Below are 19130 nucleotides of genomic sequence, written 5' to 3'. Positions count from 1 at the left end.
CCCGAAATGTCCGATACAGCCTACAGTTACAAGCTATACAACAGGAGCGATTTCAACGCTTTCTGGGCCTTATTCACCGACAACCTTGTCAATCTTCTGATCCTGTCAGGCGTTTGTCAGTTCGTCTTTCAAATGCCCGCCGAAATCGTGTTTGGCCGCATCGTGCCGGGGGCCGCTGTGGCGATCCTTGCGGGCGTTGTTGTCTACACATTGATGGCCAAATGGGTCGCCAATAAACAAGGCAAAGACGTCACAGCGCTGCCATATGGCATCTCGACACCTGTTATGTTTGTTTACCTTTTTGGTGTCATTGGCCCGATCTACTGGGCAACAGGCGATTCACTGCTGGCATGGCAGGTCGGCATTGGTGCGGGCTTCATGGGCGGCATCGTGGCCGCGTTCGGCGCGATTGTTGGTCCATTCCTGAAACGGATTACACCGCGTGCGGGTATGCTGGGCACTTTGTGCGGTATCGCGCTGGTGTTTATCGGATCGGTTCCACTGGCCACCATCTTTGAACATCCGCTTATCGGCTTTACGTCGCTTTTGTTTATCCTTTGGGGTTTGATTGGCCGCTTCCGTTTGCCGTATAATCTGCCTGCCGGTCTGGTGGCGATTGGCGTGGGCACGATCATCGCGATTTTCCTTGGACAGTCGTCTTTCAACACAGACGGCATCGGCTTTTACGCGCCTGTTCCGTATTTCGGCGACATGCTCATCGGTATTCAGTATCTGTTTGCCAATCCCGAGTTGTTCCTCGTGCTGATCCCGGTGCAAATCTACAACTTCATTGAAACGATGAACAACGTTGAATCCGCAGAAGCCGCTGGCGACAACTATCCGGTTGCGCTGTGTCAGGTGACGGATGGTGCTGGCACGATGATCGGTGCCTTGTTCGGATCGCCTTTCCCGACGACAGTTTACATCGGCCATCCTGCCTATAAACGCATGGATGCCCGCGCGGGTTACATCATCGGTGTGGCACTTGTGATTGCGGCGGCTGCGTTCCTTGGCTTTCTGTCATTCCTTGCAGGATTGATCCCGATTGCAGCGGCGGCCCCTGTTCTGGTGTTTGTGGCCGTGAGCCTGATCACCAATACCGGATACGCGGTGAAACCTGCGCATATGGCGGCGGTCGCCTTTGCCATTCTGCCACATATCTCGAACTTCCTCGTGACCAAATGGGGATCGCTGATGAACGCTTTGCGTAACGCGGGCGTCGAAGGATTGCCCGGTTTGGGTGATGGCGACCTCACGGCGGCTTTGCTCATGGAAGGCGCGCATTACGAAGGCCACCTCGCCTTGTCACAAGGCGCAATCATCACCGGACTTGTCTGGGGGGCGATCGCGGCAGATGTGATTGACGGGCGGTTCAAGCATGCAGGCGGATTTGCGATTGCGGCGGCTGTGATGTCATCCATCGGGATCATCCACAGCTACACGTTGCAGATGCCACAATTTGACGGGATCACCGTCGGCTATCTGATCATCGGTGCCTTTATGCTGATCTATCCGATGATCGCGCCCAAGGAAGACCTTGAGCATCGCATCATTGTTCCTGACGAGCCTGATCTTCTCGACGACGATTCCCCCGCACTCGACGTGCGCTAACAAAACGATTTGGCGAGGCGGTCACAGGACTGCCTCGCTTATCACCCCCAATAATAAGTAGTTTTCCAATGACTGACACACTTCTGCGTGGTCGCGTTTTGACGTTTCATCAAGAACCCGCTGGCCCTGAGGACACGGACGCCTATAGCTACATCGAAGACGGTGGTGTGTTGATGCGTGATGGTCTGATCGTAGCCTCGGGCGATTATGAAAGCGTTGCAGCCGGCGCAGGTGATGCGACACTCATTGACCATCGTCCCTATTTGCTGATGGCAGGGTTCATCGACACGCATATCCATTTCCCCCAGGTTCAGATCGTCGCCAGTTGGGGCAGCCAGCTGCTGGACTGGCTTAACGGTTACACCTTTCCGGCTGAGGCAGAATACGCCAACGCCCAACACGCCCGCGCCATGGCGGGGCGGTTCTGCAATCTTCTGACGGATCATGGCACAACGACGGCTGTGGCGTTCTGTTCGGTTCATGCCGCATCCGCCGAGGCGCTGTTCTCGGAAGCCGATGATCGCAATATGCGGATGATTGCCGGCAAAACCATGATGGACCGCAATGCCCCCGACGCCGTGTTGGACACCGCACAATCGGGCTATGACGACAGCAAAGCGTTAATTGAACGGTGGCACGGCACGGGCCGCGCTGCTTATGCGATCACGCCGCGCTTCGCGATCACCTCGACCCCTGAGCAGCTCGAAATGTCGGGCGCTTTGGCAGCCGAGCATCCCGGGTGCTACATCCAGACCCACCTGTCCGAAAACCATGACGAGATTGCCTATACGGCCACGCTCTATCCGCAGGCGCTCGACTACCTCGATGTCTACGAAAGCAACGGGCTGCTTGGTCCGCGCACATTGTTGGGACATGCCATTCACCTCAAGGACCGCGAAATCGGCGCGATGGCCGAGACCGGTGCCCATCCGGTGTTCTGCCCCACATCCAACCTGTTTCTTGGCAGCGGGTTGTTTGATGACGCAGGCCTGCGCGCGCGCAGCATCCAGAACGGAATCGCCACGGATATCGGCGCGGGGACCAGCTATTCCATGCTTCAAACACTGAACGAGGGTTACAAAATCCTGCAACTTCAAGATCAGAAACTGCACACGCTGCGCGCCTTTCACTGGATCACCCGGGGCAACGCAGAAGTGTTGGGGATGGCCAATAAGATCGGCACACTTGATGCAGGGACAGAAGCCGATATCGTCGTTATCAACGCGCGTGCCACTGCTGCAATGGATGTACGCATGGAGCGCGCCGAAAGCCTGTCGGATGAATTGTTCGTCGTCCAGATGATGGGCGATGACCGCGCAATCGCGCAAACCTACGTCTCAGGTGTGCCGCAAAAAAAGGAAACCACATGATCTCAGTGACCCGACTAGATATCTCGGATGCCGACATTCTCATCGGCGGAGCGGTCGCAAAGGCAAACGCCTTAGGCGTACCAATGTGTATTGCCGTCACCGATGAGGCCGGCCAATTGATGGCATTTTGTAGGATGGACGGCGGCAAAGTGACGTCAACGACCATTGCAATCGACAAGGCGTTTACCGCAGCAGGCGCGAAGAAAGCGACGCATGAATACGGGATCGCCAGCCAACCGGGCGCACCCGCATACGGGATCGCGTCTGCCATTGGCGGGCGATTGATGGTTGTCGGCGGCGGCTACCCAGTTCTTGTGGATGGCAAGGCTGTCGGGGGTATCGGGGTAAGTTCAGGCACTCCGGATCAAGACATGGCCGTCGCGCAGGCAGGCATTGAAGCCTTTCACAAACATGTATGAGGCTTGCAATCCGCAAGAAGTCCGAATGCATCGATTTGATCAAGATAGAAATTGGTACCTATCTTCAACGACGCTTGGCGTCTCAATGATTGGCGAGAATAATCGGTTTGGACCTCGCCAATCACTTTGATGATGGTTGACCAGTTCTTTGAAGATGAACGGATCGTTGAAACCCCGCACACAATGCCAACCGCTACAGCTTCAAGCGCGCTTCATTTCTAATTTTCGATGGTTGCGTCGTCGTGCTCTAAGAAATCAATCTGATTCGTAGGATCGGCGATATTCAGTTTGCCGCGAATGTCTGTTGTTTGGCCGTTGCTGCCATTCGCGCACTTCGCTCCGCTTGGAACAAAGGATGTATCGTTGGGCAGAAACGCCCGCTCAAGCCCAAGCATGTCTGGGCGATCAGGGTTCGACTTGAGCTTGCCGAAAACCATCGCGATCTCGCGCTTTTCAACATGGCCATCGATAGCAAACTGCGAGGCTGCGATCTTTGCCGCATGCAGGTTGTGGATGTGATGGCGTCCGGGCAGATCAAAGAACGTGCTTCTGTGTTGCAAAGTAAGACGCAGAAACCAGTCAGGTTCGAGATTTCAGAAAGCACACCTGCGTCTGTTGCAAATGGATGGAAGACCCTCTCATGGTCGGTCCGGAATTCCTTTGGCCCGACCGCTTTCATGAGCGCCTCCATATTTCGACACGCCAGTATGCGCGGGTCGTTCGGGATTGGGTCACATCGATTGGCCTTGAGGCAACAGCTTATGGTACCCACTCAATGCGCCGGACCAAGGTAACGCAGATCTACAAAAAGACAGGCAACCTGCGCGCTGTTCAGCTGTTACCGGGACATACTAAAATGGACAGTACGGTCAGATATCTAGGGGTTGAGCTCGAAGATGCATCAGCGATCTCCGAGGCGATAGAAGTTTGACAAAACGGGCCGCTCGTAAGGGCGGCCCTTAGCCGACATTGGCGCAACATCGAAATGCTACGGCTGCAATCCGCTTTCCCGACGTTCGCCACGACTATGACGTCGGTGACGGCGCGAATTTACAGAACGCGTAGCACGTCAATCTGGTCGACACTCGAACGGTTAAAGTTTGGCGAAGAATACGAGTTCGAAAGGGTAAGCCACTTGTCAATTGCAGTGTAGGAAGGGGCCAGATCGCGACGAAAAAAATGCGTATGTTCAATCTCGACTGCCACCAGATTTTCTTTTCGTAGGAAACCTAATTGCCCGCCGCTTTCGAAAATCGCATCGCCTTTATGGCGAAGTTCGTACATTTGTCGGACCAATCAAATATAGCAGAGGCCGTGCCATCATAACTAGGGTTGAGTACGGCTTCCCTTTGCGCGCCGTTAATCATGCTGCGCAGCAGGGTTGCCGCTTCGTAGAGATTAACATCATCCGGAAACGTGCAGTCAAAAAGGATCGCGATGAAACGGCGGTCAAATGCCTCTGCCACTGTGTCGATCGAAGATAGGTAGTTATCGCGGAACTCCGGGAATTGCGATTGTTCTGCAAACACGGCTCGCGCATTCAAAACGCCCCCATTACTTAGAACGAGGTGGGAATAAGCACGCGCCAGTGCCAAAACAGCGCCTTCAACTGTTGTCACGTTTGAAGGCGTATCGAGATGCGCAATGCCTGTCTCGATAGCGTCGTCTGCGACCAATCGAAACAAGCTCGCCTTGTTTGAAACCGTTCTATAGATCGTTCTGGTCGACATGCCCGCCCTACGGGCGACGGCTTCAATACTGGTTCCTGCATATCCTTCGCTAAGGAACACTTCGGCCGCCGCCTTGATCAAGAGTGCGCGCGTTTCCTGCTCCGTACGCAGAGAGGGACGACCGCGAGGCCGCTTTACTTCGGTCGTTTTCTGTTCTGTCATCGCCGCTCCTCACTCGCTTTATAAAAACGGAAATTTTCATAAATCAAGAGCGAAGCGCAATGCCTCCTCCACACGCGCATCACGAAGTCTTGAATGACGGATTTCGATATTGACATAGTGTCGATAATAAATTTAGAAAACTGAGATTTTCCAAATAAAACCGACGTCAAGGATACCCGATGAAACTGAACAAAACCGTGGCTGTCTCAGTGATCGCCGTTGCTGCGGCGGCAGGTTATCTGGTTTGGACACTGAGCCAACCCGCGACCTACCTTGTGCAAGGCGAAGTAGAAGCGACACGCATAGATTTGTCTGCGATGATTTCGGCGCGTGTTTCTGAAACGCCCGTCAATATCGGGGACCGTGTCGTCGCCGAAGATGTTGTTGTACGGATGGAAAGCGCGATACTGGATGCGCAACTTGCCGCAGCACGCGCGGCGCTTGACGTTGCGCGGGCCAACCGCGACCTTACTTACTCCACCCGCCCAGAAACGATTGCCGCCGCTGAAGCCCAGTTAGAATCGGCGCGTTCAAGCGTTACGCTGGCGCAAAGCAACTTCGACCGAGTAAACCAACTGCAAGGCGACTCGGTTGTGTCGCAGGCATCGCTTGATCAGGCGGCCAACAACCTGACTGCTGCAATTCAAGCCCAAGCTGCAGCGCAGGCCAGCCTTGATCAGGCGCGTAATGGCGCAAGCCCCGAACAAAAAGCCGTGGCTGATGCCCAAGTAAGGCAAGCTGAAGCATCCGTTTTGCAGACCACAGCCAGCGTGGATGAAATGATCGTGGCATCCCCCATCGACGGTGAGGTGACGACACGTACTGCAGAATTGGGCAAGCTGTTTAGTGCAGGTGCACCCCTGATTTCCATCGTGGATGTGGACCACGCATGGTTCACATTTAACTTGCGCGAAGACTTTTTGGAGGGGCTGGAGGTTGGCCAGCCCTTGAAAGTCCATATTCCTGCTTTGGGCGATGATGCCGCCCTGATTGATGCGACGATCACATCGATAAATGTCCAAGGCAGTTATGCCAATTGGCGCGCCACCAAAGCGACGGGGGACTTTGATTTGCGGACTTTTTCTCTGCGAGCTGACCCTGTTGTGGCAGTCGCGGGATTACGCCCCGGGATGAGCGTTTTGGTGGATTGGCCCTCTACAGTGCGTAGCGGTCAATGATCCTGTGACCCCCTCGCATCTTCCCCCCGGTTTTCGACGGATTTGGCGTCGCGAGTTGCGCCAGATTGCGGCGCGGCCTTCGCTTGCCTTTATGTTGGTGCCGCTGCCACTGATCCTGTTTCTTATGCTGGCAGTGATTTTTGCGCCGGGTTTGCCGCGCGATCTTCCCGTGGCTGTTGTTGATCTTGATGGTTCGACGGTGTCGCGCCAGATCGTGCGAATGGCCGACGCGGCAGCTGATGTTGAGGTTGTCGAGCAGCTTGCATCGCTTAGCGAGGCGCGACAGGCGCTCGTGGCACAGCGTGCCTATGCGGTGTTATTGATCCCCGCTGGTCTGGAACATGATATCTTGTTGGGGCAAGGGCCCGAAGTTGTGGTGTTTTCCAACAGCCAGTTCTTGACGGCAGGTGGCATTGTCGGGCGCAGCCTAAGTGCGACAGTTTCGACCTTTTCAGCGGGTGTGTCGTTGCGTTTGCTTGAGGCCCAAGGGGTCGATTCCGATCGGGCGATGGATTTGATCACGCCAATTCCCGTACAGCAAAGCCCGTTGTTCAACCCCTCACTCGATTACATCCAGTTTCTGCTTACGGCGATCATGCCAACAGTCTTGCAGATTTTCATCTGTGCCACTGCGGTTCTCTCGTTTTCACGCGATCACCATTCCCCAAACGGCATGCCACGCCTTCAGCGCATTGCACTATCGCCAACCCGCGCAATATTGGGAAAGCTGCTCCCCTACACCTTCGTGGGCACGTTCGTTTTGCTGCTTGGGGATGTGTTGTTGTTTAACGTCTTTGATGCCAGTTTTCGTGGCAACGTCTTTGTGTTTTTCCTCAATGGTTTCATGTTTGTCCTAACGTGTCAGGCCATGGGTGCGCTTATCGCCCTGATTGCCAAGGACACGACGGGTGCCCTTGGGATGATGGGGCTAATCGTGGCACCGTCTTTCGGGTTTGCTGGTGTTAGCTTTCCCCGTTTCGGGATGACGCTCTTTTCCCAAATTTGGGGTGCGATCATACCGCTGACCCCATACCTGCAATTGCGGACAGATCAGACCCTGCGTGGGGCGCCCTTAGAGTATTCTCTGCCGACAATGGGGTGGCTTTTCGCCCAGCTTTTGGTTTTCTCAGCCCTGTTGTGGGTCATGACGCGCAAGACAATGGCCCAAATACCGGTTTCTGAAAACGCTACCGTCAAGACTCAAGAGAGTAAGCCATGAGAAAGCTGCGCCATTTCCTTGTCGAGGTATTCGGGGTCATTGGGACGCTCTTTGCCGACGACAGTGCTAAGTCTACGATGATCGTTGGCATTCTGATTTACAGCGTTCTTTACCCGCAACCTTATGTGGGCGAGGTGCTGCGCGATGTTCCTGTGGTAGTGATCGATCAAGACAACTCGACCGCCAGTCGGACCCTTGTGCGTGAAATTGACGTGACAGACTTAGTCGATGTGACCATGTCCGCGCCGGATATGGAAACTGCACGGAATGCCTTTTTCCGGCGCGATGTCTACGGGATCTTCGTTATTCCGGCGGGCTTCGAGGCTGACATCCTTGCCAGCCGTCCCGCGCCCGTGGCCGCCTATAGTGACGGTAGCTATCTATTGATCTACTCCAATGTAATGCGGGCCGTCGCCACGGTTGCAGGGACAATGGGGGCGCAGGTAAATTATGCGCGTCTCACCGCACTGGGCGTCGATGATGGCGTGGCGCGAACGATGCTATCGCCTGTAGCTGTAACCAATGTGGCCGTTTTCAATCCACAGGGCGGCTATGCCAGCTATGTTATTCCGGCGGCTTTTGTCCTGATCTTGCAGCAGACGTTATTGATGGGGATCGGACTGCTGCATGCGGGGCGCAGGCCACCAACGGGCGAGCGTTTGTGGGCCACGATTACTGCCTACTTTGCCCTGTATATGGTCTGGGTTGCATTCACGCAGATATTGATCCCCTATCTCTACAGTATTCCGCGCACTGGCGACCTGGCCACGCTGCTGTTGATCTCCGTGCCATTTATCTGTGCCTGTATCGCAATGGGATTTGCCATCGCGATGGCCATTCCCTGGCGCGAAGGGGTTGTGTTCTTACTTGTGGTGATCGGGATGCCACTGTTCTTTCTTTCGGGCATCTCTTGGCCAGTCGAAATGATACCTGACCATCTGCGGACTCTATCGCTGCTTGTTCCATCATCGACGGCCATTTCCGCCTTTGTCGCGGTAGATCAGATGGGCGCATCGGCGCGGGATGTTGCCGGTGCAATTCAAACGCAGATAGTTCTCGTGGTCGTCTATTCGACATTGGCAGTCGCCCTTTCGCGACTGCCCCGCAATAGGCGATAGCAGCTGATTGCCAGACGAAAGAATGAGAGCATAGGTCGATCCGACCGCGCTCTGTTTCAGAATTATGCGACCATGGTAGGCTCTTTGAACTGCAAAAATTTCAGTTCTGGATGTTTCGTTAAGTGCCTTTTGCAGCGAGAATAGCCTGTTACTTTGGTCAATGACCGGCTGCTTTCGCCTTACAGAAGTATGATCCGAGCACTTGCAGCGAACGGCAGCTCTCCGCCCTTAGTGTAGGTTGTTGCGGCGCGGCGCGTATCGAGGACCCTGCCCTAGCACCTAAGAACAGCCCAACATTTCGCACCGGAAATATGCACCAGCCATATCACCTTGGCTCGGCCGAGTTGTTGCAAATGTCATGCGTTTCGTTCCAAGACCGAAGATTTGTTCGTTCAAACACTAGTATGATCGTATGGATATTAATGGGCTTAAACATCTCGCGGGAATTCCCTTTGATCGCGTGAAATAGACGTACATTTTTCGTTTGAAACTAGTTTTCGTTGGTATCTGTACGCAGTCTTGGAATTCATTTTGGGGGTGTAGTTGGGGGTGCTGCTCTATTAGGGAGGCAATGTAGTTTTTAAAATCAATGTGATATGGCCTTAGAGTGGGTCGCCGAGCGCCAAAGCTGGATGTACAAACTGCGTGACGAGGTGGTTGCAAATGAAGTCTGGCTGCGAACCTGTGTGCATCACGAGATGGGCAAACCGTGGGCGCAAACCGAAGAAGACTGGGACCGCGTCGTTGCGTCGTTAAACTTCTACGCCGAGGAAATTGCACGGTTCCATGATACAGGACTCGTCGACCGCGCAGGCACGCACACGCACCGCATGGTTTATGAACCCGCAGGCGTCGCATTGGCGTTTCTGGCGTGGAACTTCCCTTTGCTAAACCTTGCCTTCAAACTCGGACCTGCCATGGCGGCCGGTTGCCCGCTTATCATCCGCCCCTCTGACGCAACACCGGTTTCGGCCTACGCTATCGGCGCATTGTGCGAAAAAATCGGCCTGCCAAAAGGCGTTGTGCAAATCCTCGCTACGGAAAGCTATGACGTCGCCGATGCCTTGACCGCATCCACCATCCCGCAGGTGATCACGCTGATCGGGTCGAACAAAACGGGACAACACATCATGCGCACAGGGGCGACCTCGATTAAGCGCTATTCGATGGAACTGGGCGGCAACGCGCCGGTACTGGTGTTTGAGGATGCCGACCTCGACTTGGCGGCGGACGTTGTCACAGGCGTCAAATTCAGTAACGCCGGTCAGATTTGCGTCTCCCCCAATCGGGTCTTCGTGGCGGAAGCCGTTCGTGAGGCGTTTACGAAAAAGGTCGTAGACCGCGCGAAGGCCGCAAAGGTAGGGTTCGACAAAGACGCAGATATTCAGACCGGCCCGGTGATCGATGGCCGCGCTTGGACGCGACTGAAAGGCCTGATTGATACAGCGGTGGAAGAGGGGGCAGAGCTGCTGGCTGGCGGCGACAGACCGACGGACCTGAACGCTGGCCACTACCTTGCACCCACGGTCTTGGGCGATGTGCGCGAAACGATGGATGTCTACCAGCAAGAAACCTTTGGCCCGATCGTCAGCCTCATACCGTTCGATCGCGAAGAGCGCCTGATTGAAATGGCCAATGACTGCGAAGAAGGCGGGCTTACCGCCTATATTTTCACCCGTGACTTGTCGAAGGCAGAATATTACGCGGCCGCGCTGCGCTACGGTGAAATTCAGATAAACGGCGTGAAATACGACATTGACCTGCCGCATGGTGGTATTGGACAGTCGGGGATCGGGCATGATTGCTCGTCGCTTGCTCTTCATGACTATCTGGTGGTCAAACGGATCACTCGCGCGCTCGATACAACTGGATTTGGAGGCGTCAACGCATGAAAATTACCCGCATCACAAGCCACGTGCTGGGATATGATTTGCCAGAAGAGCTGGGATACTCCCAGCAATATTACTCCAAACGTACCGCCCATCTGGTCGAGGTGGAGACGGATGAAGGCATCACGGGCTGGGGCGAATGTTTCGGGCCGGGGAATGTCGCATTGGCCAACAAAGGCATTGTCGAAAAGGTCATCCAGCCGATGATCCTTGGCGATGACCCGCTCGACCGCGATGTGATCTGGCACAAGGTCTATAACTTGCTGCGCGATCACGGCCAGAAAGGTATGCCCATGCAGTCGTTGTCTGGCGTCGATATCGCGCTGTGGGACATTGCCGGGAAGGTTGCGGGATTGCCGGTGCACAAGCTGATCGGCGGGGCGCATCGCACGGAGGTTCGGGCCTATGGCTACGGCATGATGCTGAAGCGCGAAAGCGTCGATGACCATGTCGCTCGGTTCAAGGATGAGGCTGCTGCGATCACCGGAATGGGCTTCACGGCCACCAAAATGAAAGTCGGCCTCGGCCCGCGCGAAGACGTCAGGTTGTGCGAAGCCGTTGCGGCTGGCGCGGGGGACGCACGGTTTATGGTCGATGCAAACCACTGCTACACAACGTCAGACGCATTTTATGTGGGTCGCGCTTTGGATGACCTAGGCGCTTACTGGTTCGAAGAACCCGTCGCCCCGGAAGATCACGACGGATATCGCGAATTGCGAGCGGGCCTCAGAGTTAATATCTCCGGCGGTGAGGCCGAGTTCAATCGCTGGGGCTGGCGTCAAATTCTGGAAAACCGTGGCCTCGATATTGCTCAGCCAGAGGTTTGCGCCCTGGGGGGCATTTCGGAATATCTTCGCGTTCTGGCCCTTTGCCATGCGCATTTCACACCTGTGATAAACCACGTCTGGGGCTCCGCAATTGCTGTCGCAACAAACCTTCAACTCTTGGCCGCAATGCCCGCCTTGCCGGGTGGTTTGCACCCATGGGAGCCGATGTTGGAGTTTGATACCACCGACAACAAGTTCCGAGACAATTTGCTAAAGGAGCCGCTTGATATTCAAGGTCAGGTGAAAGCGAAGGATGGCTTCGTTGCGATCCCGAGCGGCCCCGGTCTGGGCGTGGAACCCGATCGCGAATTTATTGCGCATTACGAAATTGAGTGAGATCGGGTTTCTGTTGATGAACTGTCATCGTGACTGACGTTAACTATCCACTCATCAGTCAGGATACCCGAATTGCAGTGTGTTTTCCGGCGTTATTGGTCTCTCTTTAGGCAGCACTTATAACCCGACAGAGCGCAAATATCTCCAATACACCTGATTGATACCGGTGTTTGAGGCCTCATCTTCAGTAACGGGTCTTTGAGCTGCGTTTCAGTACATTAATGCGATGAGGCTTGGCAAAACAGCCGCAGAACTTGCGCCTACGATTGCGCCGATCGCTACACGCGGCAGTACGCCGCCGAAGCTAGGTGCGGCGAGACTTAGCAATCCGCAAATGACCGCATAAAATGCAAGAGGAATGGTTTCCATACATACGGATAGCGAATTTTGGCCTAGAATTCAATATGGTTGCGTTGGACAGGGCGATGCGTGAGATTACAGCGATCATCGCTGAAGGAGATTGCGACATGATGATCTATGGATTGAGCACTTGTGCAATTTGTCAACGGGCGCGCAAGGCGTTGGAGGCAGAGGGCAAGGAGGTCAGCTTTCGCGATGTTCGGGCTGATCCTTTGAGTGAGGCCGAATTGGCCGAGTTGATTGTAGAATTTGGGGATCGGCTGGTGGATCGCACATCCAATGACTACCGCGCGCTTAACGACTGGTTAAAAAATTCGGAGGCAGAGGCGCAGATATCCGCCCGCCCGAAGGTCATGGCCCGTCCAGTCATACGCGATAAAGATAGGTTGTATCTAGGCTGGGATGACGCCGTTCAAGACGCTTTGCTTGCAGGCTGAGGCACCACATTCAAACACAAGACGAACCGGATCGTCAAACATGGTGACGTTCAAACCAAGGCGTTACCTACCCAACGAACCGATTAGACAACGTCTGAGACAATACTGCGATGGGTCTTCGTTTGAAGACCATTTTTCGTATTCTGCATGTGACGTCCAGACGGCTTCAGCTGACCGAACGAAATTATTCAAACTGTTCTGACGGGGTGTCGTGGGTGAAACCGCGACCCACCCCCGCGCAAACGCGGGAGCGGGGAGTGACTATTCGGCTGCGGCGCGCCTTGGCAGTACCCAGTCGGGGCGCACGAAGTGGCAGGTGTAGCCGTTTGGAATACGCTCCAGATAGTCTTGATGCTCCGGCTCGGCCTCCCAGAAGTCGCCCACGGGTTCGACTTCGGTGACCACCTTGGCGGGCCAGAGGCCGGACGCATCAACATCGGCTATCGTGTCCAGCGCCACCTCTTTCTGGGCTTCATCCAAATAGTAAATCGCAGAACGGTAAGACATTCCGCGATCATTGCCTTGTTGGTTTGGTGTGCTTGGGTCGTGAATCTGGAAGAAGAATTCCAACAACTTGCGGTAGCTTGTTGCGTCGGGATCAAAGGTGATTTCGATCCCTTCGGCGTGGGTGCCGTGGTTGCGGTAGGTCGCATTCTCCACGTCGCCGCCAGTATATCCTACGCGTGTTGACACCACACCAGGCATCTTACGGATTAGATCCTGCATGCCCCAAAAGCAGCCACCGGCAAGAACAGCGCGTTCAGTCATTCGATTTCCTCCACTTGATCCAAGAATTCGCCGTAGCCTTCCGCATCCATCTCGTCGCGGTGGATGAACCGTAGGCTGGCGGAGTTGATACAGTAGCGCAGACCACCGCGATCGGCGGGGCCGTCAGGGAAGACATGGCCCAAATGGCTGTCACCATGCGTGGACCGTACTTCGGTGCGGGTCATCCCGAACGATGCGTCACGGTGTTCGGTCACGTGATCTGTGACGATGGGCTTGGTGAAGCTGGGCCATCCACAACCGGACTCAAACTTATCAGACGACGCAAACAGCGGCTCGCCCGAGACGATGTCCACATAAATGCCCGGGGCCTTATTGTCGGTCAATTCACCCGTGAAGGCGCGCTCCGTGCCGCTTTCCTGCGTTACCCGAAACTGCTCGGGGCTCAGCTTTGCCAGCGCTTCGTCTGTTTTGGCGTATTTCATGGCGCGGATCCTCTCGTTGGTATGTCGTGAGTGTAAAATAGGTGCTCTGCCCCTGTTTTTCCAACTCCTAGTTGCCAGAGGATCCAAGCACGATTTTGTGAGTTTAAAATAGAGCACAGAAAGCTTGACCTTCCAGTAGATGGAACCCCTATATGGGGGGAGAATGAAGCTCATCCGAGGCGTCGATCATGGCAAACTCCAGCGTATTAAATTTCCAGATCGAAGGCCTGTCCTGCGCGTCTTGCGTCGGGCGTGCGGAGCGCGCCTTGCAGGCCTTGCCCGGCGTCGTCTCGGCAAGCGTGAACTTGGCAACCTCCCGCGCCAATGTTGACGCGCGCGATATTGAGGCGACATCTCTTGTGACCGCGTTGCAAACCGCAGGCTACCCAGCGGTTACACAAAGCGCGAGATTTTCCGTAGAGGGCTTATCCTGCGCATCTTGTGTGGGTCGGGCGGAGCGCGGCGTTTCGGCCTTGGCGGGTGTTGTCGAAGCATCAGTCAACCTGGCCACGTCGACGGCCTCAGTGACATGGCTGAAAGAGGCGCTTTCGCCAGATGATATTGCCAGTGCCATCACACAAGCAGGCTACCCGGCAACGCCGCTTGATGTGCAAGGCCCCGCCCCGACCGTGGGCCACAAACGCGAGGCCGAGGTGGATACGTTGCGGCGTGATACGTTGATCGCGGCGGCTCTGACCCTACCGGTGTTCGTCATTGAGATGGGGGGGCATTTCATCCCCGGCATGGCTAATCTGGTTGCGCAGACCATAGGTCAACAGACCAGCTGGATGCTGCAATGGGTTCTCGCAACCATCGTATTACTTTGGCCCGGGCGGCGGTTTTTGCGCGAAGGATTTCCGGCATTGCTGCGCGGCGCGCCGGAAATGAATGCCCTCGTAGCTCTTGGCACATCGGCGGCTTGGCTATTCTCTTCGGTCGCTTTGTTTGCGCCAATGTTGCTGCCTGCGGGAAGCCGAGCCGTGTATTTTGAGGCGGCAGCGGTGATCGTGACATTGATCCTGTTTGGCCGCTGGCTTGAAGCGCGCGCGAAGGCGCAAACAGGCTCGGCGATAAAATCGCTATTGGGCTTGCAGCCCTCGGTTGCCGATGTGCGACGCGGTGGGGATTGGCAGGAAGTTTCTTTCACCGAGATCGTTGAGGGCGACGTGGTTTTGGTGCGCCCCGGCGCGCGGATTGCGGTCGATGGCGAGATTGTCGAAGGCCGCTCTTTCGTGGATGAAAGCATGGTGACGGGCGAACCCGTTCCAGTCGATCACCATGCAGGGGATGCCGTCATCGGTGGCACGGTCAACGGAACTGGTGCCCTGGAAGTCAGGGCCACCGCCGTTGGCGGCGATACGGTTCTGGCGGGAATTGTGCGTATGGTTGAACAGGCGCAGGGTGCCAAGCTGCCCATACAGGCCGTCGTGGATCAGGTCGTGCGGTGGTTCGTGCCCGCTGTCTTGCTTGCAGCTGGCGTCACCGTGCTGGTCTGGCTGATCTTTGGTCCTACGCTTGGCCACGCTCTTGTCGCGGGCGTGTCCGTTCTCATTGTCGCCTGCCCGTGTGCGATGGGATTGGCGACGCCAACCTCGGTCATGGTCGGCACCGGGCGCGCCGCGGAGTTGGGCGTTCTGTTCCGCAAGGGATCGGCGTTGCAGACCCTGTCACAGGTTAAAACCATCGCTTTTGACAAAACGGGTACGTTGACGATGGGTCGGCCGGAGTTGACGGATATTGCCGTAGCGGATGGGCATGACGAGGGCGCGGTTCTGGCAAGTGTGGCGGCGGTCGAGGCGTTGTCGGAACATCCGATTTCCGTCGCTATCGTACGTGAGGCGAACGCGCGCGGTCTGACTATCCCGACCGCATCCAAGTTCGTCTCGATCACCGGTTTGGGACTAAGGGCACAGGTTGATGCTAAGGACGTACTTATCGGTGCTGACAGGTTGATGGACCGCGAGAGTATTGCGTTGAACCACTTCGCTAACCTTGCAGAGCGGTGGGCAAGCGAGGCCAAAACCCCGATTTTCGTAGCGATCGACGGGGCGATTGCAGGCGTCATTGCCGTTGCGGACCCGATCAAACCCGAAGCGGCGGATTTGGTGTCTAACCTTGCCCAACGCGATGTACAGGTTGCCATGATTACAGGCGATACCGTCCACACGGCGAATGCCGTGGCACGGAAACTGGGGATCGAAACGGTTGTTGCCGGTGTCATGCCAGACGGCAAGGCCGACGCTGTGACAGACCTGAAAGCCGGCGGAATGCTCGCTTTTGTTGGGGATGGCATCAACGACGCGCCGGCGCTCGCTGCTGCCAATGTTGGTGTTGCGGTGGGAACCGGAACGGATGTGGCGATAGAGACCGCAGATGTGGTGTTGATGTCGGGGGAATTGTCGGGCGTTCTACGGGCTGTTGATATCAGCAGCAAAACCATGGGCAATATCCGCCAGAACCTGTTTTGGGCTTTCGCTTACAATACGGCTCTGATCCCCGTCGCAGCAGGCGTTTTGTACCCGATATGGGGCATACTTCTATCTCCCATGCTCGCGGCTGGTGCGATGGCATTATCGAGCGTGTTTGTGGTCAGCAACGCACTCAGATTGCGGCGAATGGGGGTAGGTGAATGAACATCGGTGAAGTTGCCGCGCGGTCCGGATTGCCCGCGAAAACCATACGCTATTATGAGGACATCAAGCTGATACGCCCCGCCCGTGACGCCAACGGCTACCGCGCGTTCAGCGAGGCGGACCTGCACAAGCTGACTTTTCTCAGCCGTGCGCGGGCGCTTGGGTTTACCATCGAAGACTGCCGCGCGTTGCTGGCGCTTTGGGAGGACAGCTCCCGCGCTAGCGCCGACGTGAAGCAAATCGCGGGGGAGCATCTGGACGAAATCGACCGCAAAATCGCCGACCTCAAATCCATGCGTGACACGCTGGCGGGGTTGGTGCGCGATTGTGCCGGTGACGGGCGGCCCGACTGCCCGATCCTGACGGGATTAAGCAAGCCGCGCGGGTAGTTCACAAGCTATTGCCAAATCGCTTTGCGATATGTCTGATGCCCGAATTGCAGGGGAGGAGGACAGGCTCATGCAGGCACCGTCAAAGGCAAGTTACGACGTGGTGATTATCGGCGGGGCGATGTATGGCTCCTCGGTCGCGTGGTGGCTGTCACGCACCCCTGATTTCGGCGGCTCCATCTTGGTGGTGGAACGTGACCCGACCTACGAGTTTGCCTCGACCTCGCACACGAACAGCTGCATCAGGCAGCAGTTCTCGGCGGAGGTGAACATCAAAATTTCCCAGTTTGGAACCGAGTTTATCCACGGCTTCAAGGACTTCATGCAGGACGACGACGCGCCTGATATCGTGTTGCAGAGCTTTGGATATATGTATTTGGCGGATAACGACGCCTTCGCGCAGACCCTTCGCGAAAGCCAGCAGATCCAACAGCGCCTTGGCGCTGGCACCAAGTATATGACGGCCGATGAGATCAAGGCGGCCTATCCGTTCTACAACCTGGACGATATCATCGGCGGCAATCACAACCTGATTAACGAGGGCTATTTCGACGGCGGCACCATCTTTGACTGGTGGAAGCGCAAGGCCCGTGCGCAGGGGGCGGAATACGTTCATAACGAGGTGTGTGCCATCACCCGCAACAGTGCGGGTGACAAGATTGAAAGTGTCACGCTGGCGTCGGGAGAGGTCATCACTTGTGGCACGGTGGTGAATTGCTCCGGCCCACGCGCGGCGCTTACGGCGCAGATGGCGGGGCTGGATATTCCGGTCGAACCGCGCAAGCGCTACACGTTCATTTTTGATGCGAAAACCCCGCTGGATCGCGACCTGCCGCTGACCATCGACCCGTCCGGCGTGCATATGCGCAGCGACGGGAAATACTACATGGCGGGCTCCCCGCCGGACGACGATCCTGCCGTGGCCTATGACGACTTCGTTGAGGATCATTCAATTTGGGAGAACAAGGTCTGGCCCGCCGTTGCCACTCGCGTGCCTGCCTTCGAGTCGGTCAAGCTGGTGAACTCGTGGGTCGGGCATTACGCCTACAACGCCTTCGATCAGAACGCGATTGTCGGTCCGTCGCCCGAGTTGGGGAACTTCCTGTTCGTCAACGGCTTCTCTGGCCACGGCCTTCAGCAAAGCCCCGCCATCGGGCGCGGCGTGGCAGAGTGGATCACCTATGGCGAATACCGCTCTCTGGATCTGTCGCCCTTCGGGGTGGAGCGGATTTTGGCGCAGGAAAGCTTCGTCGAACGGGCAGTGATCTAGAACGCGGTCTTGTCACCGCCTTTTAGCGCCAGCCTTGCCCGTGCCTCATCCGGTGTGGCGAGGCGACGGCCCACGCCTTCGACAATTTCCTTCGCGCGGGCGACCTGTGCAGCGCTGGACGGGGCCATGACGCCCTTCTCCAGCCAAAGCGAATCCTCCAAACCGACCCTGACATTACCCTCTTGCGCCGCCGACATTGCTGCCAGCGGCATCTGGTGCCGCCCTGCGCCCAGCACGGACCAGACGTAGTCATCGCCAAACAACCGATCCGCCGTGCGTTTCATATGCGCCACATCATCGGGATGCGCCCCGATGCCGCCCAGTAGGCCAAACACGGTCTGGATTAGCAGCGGGCCTTCGACTTTGCCCGCATCGCGAAAATGGGCAAGGTTATAGAGATGCGCGGTGTCGTAGCATTCGAACTCGAACCGCGTGCCGCTGTCGCGTAGGGTGTCCAGGACGAAGCCGATGTCTTGGAAGGTGTTGCGGAAGATGATGTCGCGGTTGCCCAAGTAATCCGCCTCCCACTGATGCTTCAGGTCAGGGAAGCGCCCAAGCATCCCGAACAGCCCGAAATTCATCGACCCCATGTTGAGTGACGCCAGCTCCGGCTGCCAATGCTGCGCGGGTAGCACGCGCTCGGCTACACTCATCGTCGGCGCGCCGCCGGTGGTGATGTTGATGACCACGTCCGACCGCGCCTTGATCGCGCCAAGGATCGGCTCGAACGCCTCCGCGCTTTGGTCGGGTGCGCCGTTTTCGGGATTGCGGGCGTGCAGGTGGACGATGGCCGCACCTGCCTCTGCGGCACCAACGGCAGCGTCCACAATCTGTTCTGGTGTGACGGGCAGGGCGTCTGACATGGTCGGTGTGTGGATGGCACCTGTGATGGCGGCGGTGACGATGACGGGATCGGGCATTGCGGGTCTCCTTTTCGCTGATACTGTCTGAGGATCGAGTTTCAGGGAAGG

17 protein-coding genes and 1 pseudogene are annotated in these 19130 nt (G+C 56.3%); 13 read left to right on the top strand and 5 right to left on the bottom strand.

Annotated features, from left to right (window positions below):
- The first annotated feature begins 6 nt into the window (after positions 1 to 6).
- The 3 genes from BCF46_RS14930 (at position 7) to BCF46_RS14920 (ending at position 3400) form a co-directional block, all read left to right on the top strand.
- Positions 7 to 1611 carry a xanthine/uracil/vitamin C permease gene (locus BCF46_RS14930; RefSeq protein WP_121025975.1) on the top strand — a complete coding sequence of 535 codons (1605 nt, stop codon included), beginning with the start codon at positions 7 to 9 and terminating at the stop codon, positions 1609 to 1611.
- 68 nt (positions 1612 to 1679) lie between these two features.
- Positions 1680 to 2981 carry a guanine deaminase gene (gene guaD, locus BCF46_RS14925; RefSeq protein ID WP_121025972.1) on the top strand — a complete coding sequence of 434 codons (1302 nt, stop codon included), beginning with the start codon at positions 1680 to 1682 and terminating at the stop codon, positions 2979 to 2981.
- Positions 2978 to 3400, top strand: coding sequence for a GlcG/HbpS family heme-binding protein (locus BCF46_RS14920; protein WP_121025969.1), 423 nt, complete (start codon positions 2978 to 2980; stop codon positions 3398 to 3400). Before guaD ends, BCF46_RS14920 begins: the two co-directional genes overlap by 4 nt.
- A gap of 218 nt (positions 3401 to 3618) precedes the next feature.
- Here BCF46_RS14920 and BCF46_RS19960 read toward each other — a convergent pair whose 3' ends face one another.
- Positions 3619 to 3960: a hypothetical protein gene (locus tag BCF46_RS19960; protein ID WP_245990197.1), complete on the bottom strand. Its 342-nt coding sequence runs from the start codon at positions 3958 to 3960 to the stop codon at positions 3619 to 3621.
- Here BCF46_RS19960 and BCF46_RS14915 point away from each other — a divergent pair.
- A pseudogene (locus tag BCF46_RS14915) lies at positions 3859 to 4331 on the top strand (tyrosine-type recombinase/integrase). The gene BCF46_RS19960 and the pseudogene BCF46_RS14915 sit on opposite strands and share 102 nt — an antisense overlap.
- 298 nt (positions 4332 to 4629) lie before the next feature.
- On the opposite strand, the gene BCF46_RS14910 reads toward BCF46_RS14915, so the two are convergent.
- Positions 4630 to 5292: a TetR/AcrR family transcriptional regulator gene (locus BCF46_RS14910; RefSeq protein WP_121025966.1), complete on the bottom strand. Its 663-nt coding sequence runs from the start codon at positions 5290 to 5292 to the stop codon at positions 4630 to 4632.
- A gap of 179 nt (positions 5293 to 5471) precedes the next feature.
- On the opposite strand from BCF46_RS14910, the gene BCF46_RS14905 reads away from it, so the two are divergent.
- The 6 genes from BCF46_RS14905 (at position 5472) to BCF46_RS14880 (ending at position 12656) form a co-directional block, all read left to right on the top strand.
- Positions 5472 to 6470 carry an HlyD family secretion protein gene (locus tag BCF46_RS14905; protein ID WP_121025963.1) on the top strand — a complete coding sequence of 333 codons (999 nt, stop codon included), beginning with the start codon at positions 5472 to 5474 and terminating at the stop codon, positions 6468 to 6470.
- A gap of 4 nt (positions 6471 to 6474) precedes the next feature.
- A complete protein-coding gene (locus tag BCF46_RS14900) occupies positions 6475 to 7689 on the top strand; it encodes an ABC transporter permease (protein WP_170157948.1) in 1215 nt (404 codons plus the stop codon).
- Positions 7686 to 8807, top strand: a complete 1122-nt coding sequence (locus BCF46_RS14895) for an ABC transporter permease (protein WP_121025957.1) — start codon at positions 7686 to 7688, stop codon at positions 8805 to 8807. Before BCF46_RS14900 ends, BCF46_RS14895 begins: the two co-directional genes overlap by 4 nt.
- A gap of 596 nt (positions 8808 to 9403) precedes the next feature.
- A complete protein-coding gene (locus tag BCF46_RS14890) occupies positions 9404 to 10699 on the top strand; it encodes an aldehyde dehydrogenase family protein (RefSeq protein WP_121025954.1) in 1296 nt (431 codons plus the stop codon).
- Positions 10696 to 11859 (top strand): mandelate racemase/muconate lactonizing enzyme family protein, encoded by a 1164-nt coding sequence (locus BCF46_RS14885; RefSeq protein ID WP_121025952.1) that lies wholly within the window; start codon positions 10696 to 10698, stop codon positions 11857 to 11859. Before BCF46_RS14890 ends, BCF46_RS14885 begins: the two co-directional genes overlap by 4 nt.
- 467 nt (positions 11860 to 12326) lie before the next feature.
- The gene (locus BCF46_RS14880) at positions 12327 to 12656 is read left to right on the top strand and encodes an arsenate reductase family protein (protein ID WP_121026591.1); all 330 of its coding nucleotides are present in this window, start codon (positions 12327 to 12329) and stop codon (positions 12654 to 12656) included.
- A 261-nt stretch (positions 12657 to 12917) separates the two neighbouring features.
- On the opposite strand, the gene msrA is transcribed toward BCF46_RS14880, so the two are convergent.
- Both msrA and msrB read right to left on the bottom strand, forming a co-directional pair.
- A complete protein-coding gene (gene msrA / locus BCF46_RS14875; RefSeq protein WP_121025949.1) occupies positions 12918 to 13424 on the bottom strand; it encodes a peptide-methionine (S)-S-oxide reductase MsrA in 507 nt (168 codons plus the stop codon).
- Complete coding sequence (msrB, locus tag BCF46_RS14870) at positions 13421 to 13867, bottom strand: peptide-methionine (R)-S-oxide reductase MsrB (RefSeq protein WP_121025946.1); 447 nt, start codon at positions 13865 to 13867, stop codon at positions 13421 to 13423. Before msrB ends, msrA begins: the two co-directional genes overlap by 4 nt.
- A 188-nt stretch (positions 13868 to 14055) precedes the next feature.
- On the opposite strand from msrB, the gene BCF46_RS14865 reads away from it, so the two are divergent.
- The 3 genes from BCF46_RS14865 to BCF46_RS14855 all read left to right on the top strand — a co-directional run bounded on the left by BCF46_RS14865 (position 14056) and on the right by BCF46_RS14855 (position 18159).
- Positions 14056 to 16500, top strand: a complete 2445-nt coding sequence (locus BCF46_RS14865; protein WP_121025941.1) for a heavy metal translocating P-type ATPase — start codon at positions 14056 to 14058, stop codon at positions 16498 to 16500.
- The gene (gene cueR, locus BCF46_RS14860) at positions 16497 to 16889 is read left to right on the top strand and encodes a Cu(I)-responsive transcriptional regulator (protein ID WP_121025938.1); all 393 of its coding nucleotides are present in this window, start codon (positions 16497 to 16499) and stop codon (positions 16887 to 16889) included. The genes BCF46_RS14865 and cueR overlap by 4 nt, the downstream gene beginning before the upstream one ends.
- A 70-nt stretch (positions 16890 to 16959) precedes the next feature.
- Complete coding sequence (locus BCF46_RS14855) at positions 16960 to 18159, top strand: NAD(P)/FAD-dependent oxidoreductase (protein ID WP_121025935.1); 1200 nt, start codon at positions 16960 to 16962, stop codon at positions 18157 to 18159.
- Here BCF46_RS14855 and kce read toward each other — a convergent pair.
- Positions 18156 to 19079, bottom strand: a complete 924-nt coding sequence (gene kce / locus BCF46_RS14850; protein WP_121025932.1) for a 3,5-dioxohexanoate:acetyl-CoA acetone transferase — start codon at positions 19077 to 19079, stop codon at positions 18156 to 18158. The genes BCF46_RS14855 and kce overlap by 4 nt on opposite strands.
- Positions 19080 to 19130: the final 51 nt, after the last annotated feature.

Source organism: Litoreibacter meonggei, assembly GCF_003663885.1.
GTDB classification, from domain to species: domain Bacteria; phylum Pseudomonadota; class Alphaproteobacteria; order Rhodobacterales; family Rhodobacteraceae; genus Litoreibacter; species Litoreibacter meonggei.
This window is presented reverse-complemented; position numbering and strand designations above follow the sequence as displayed.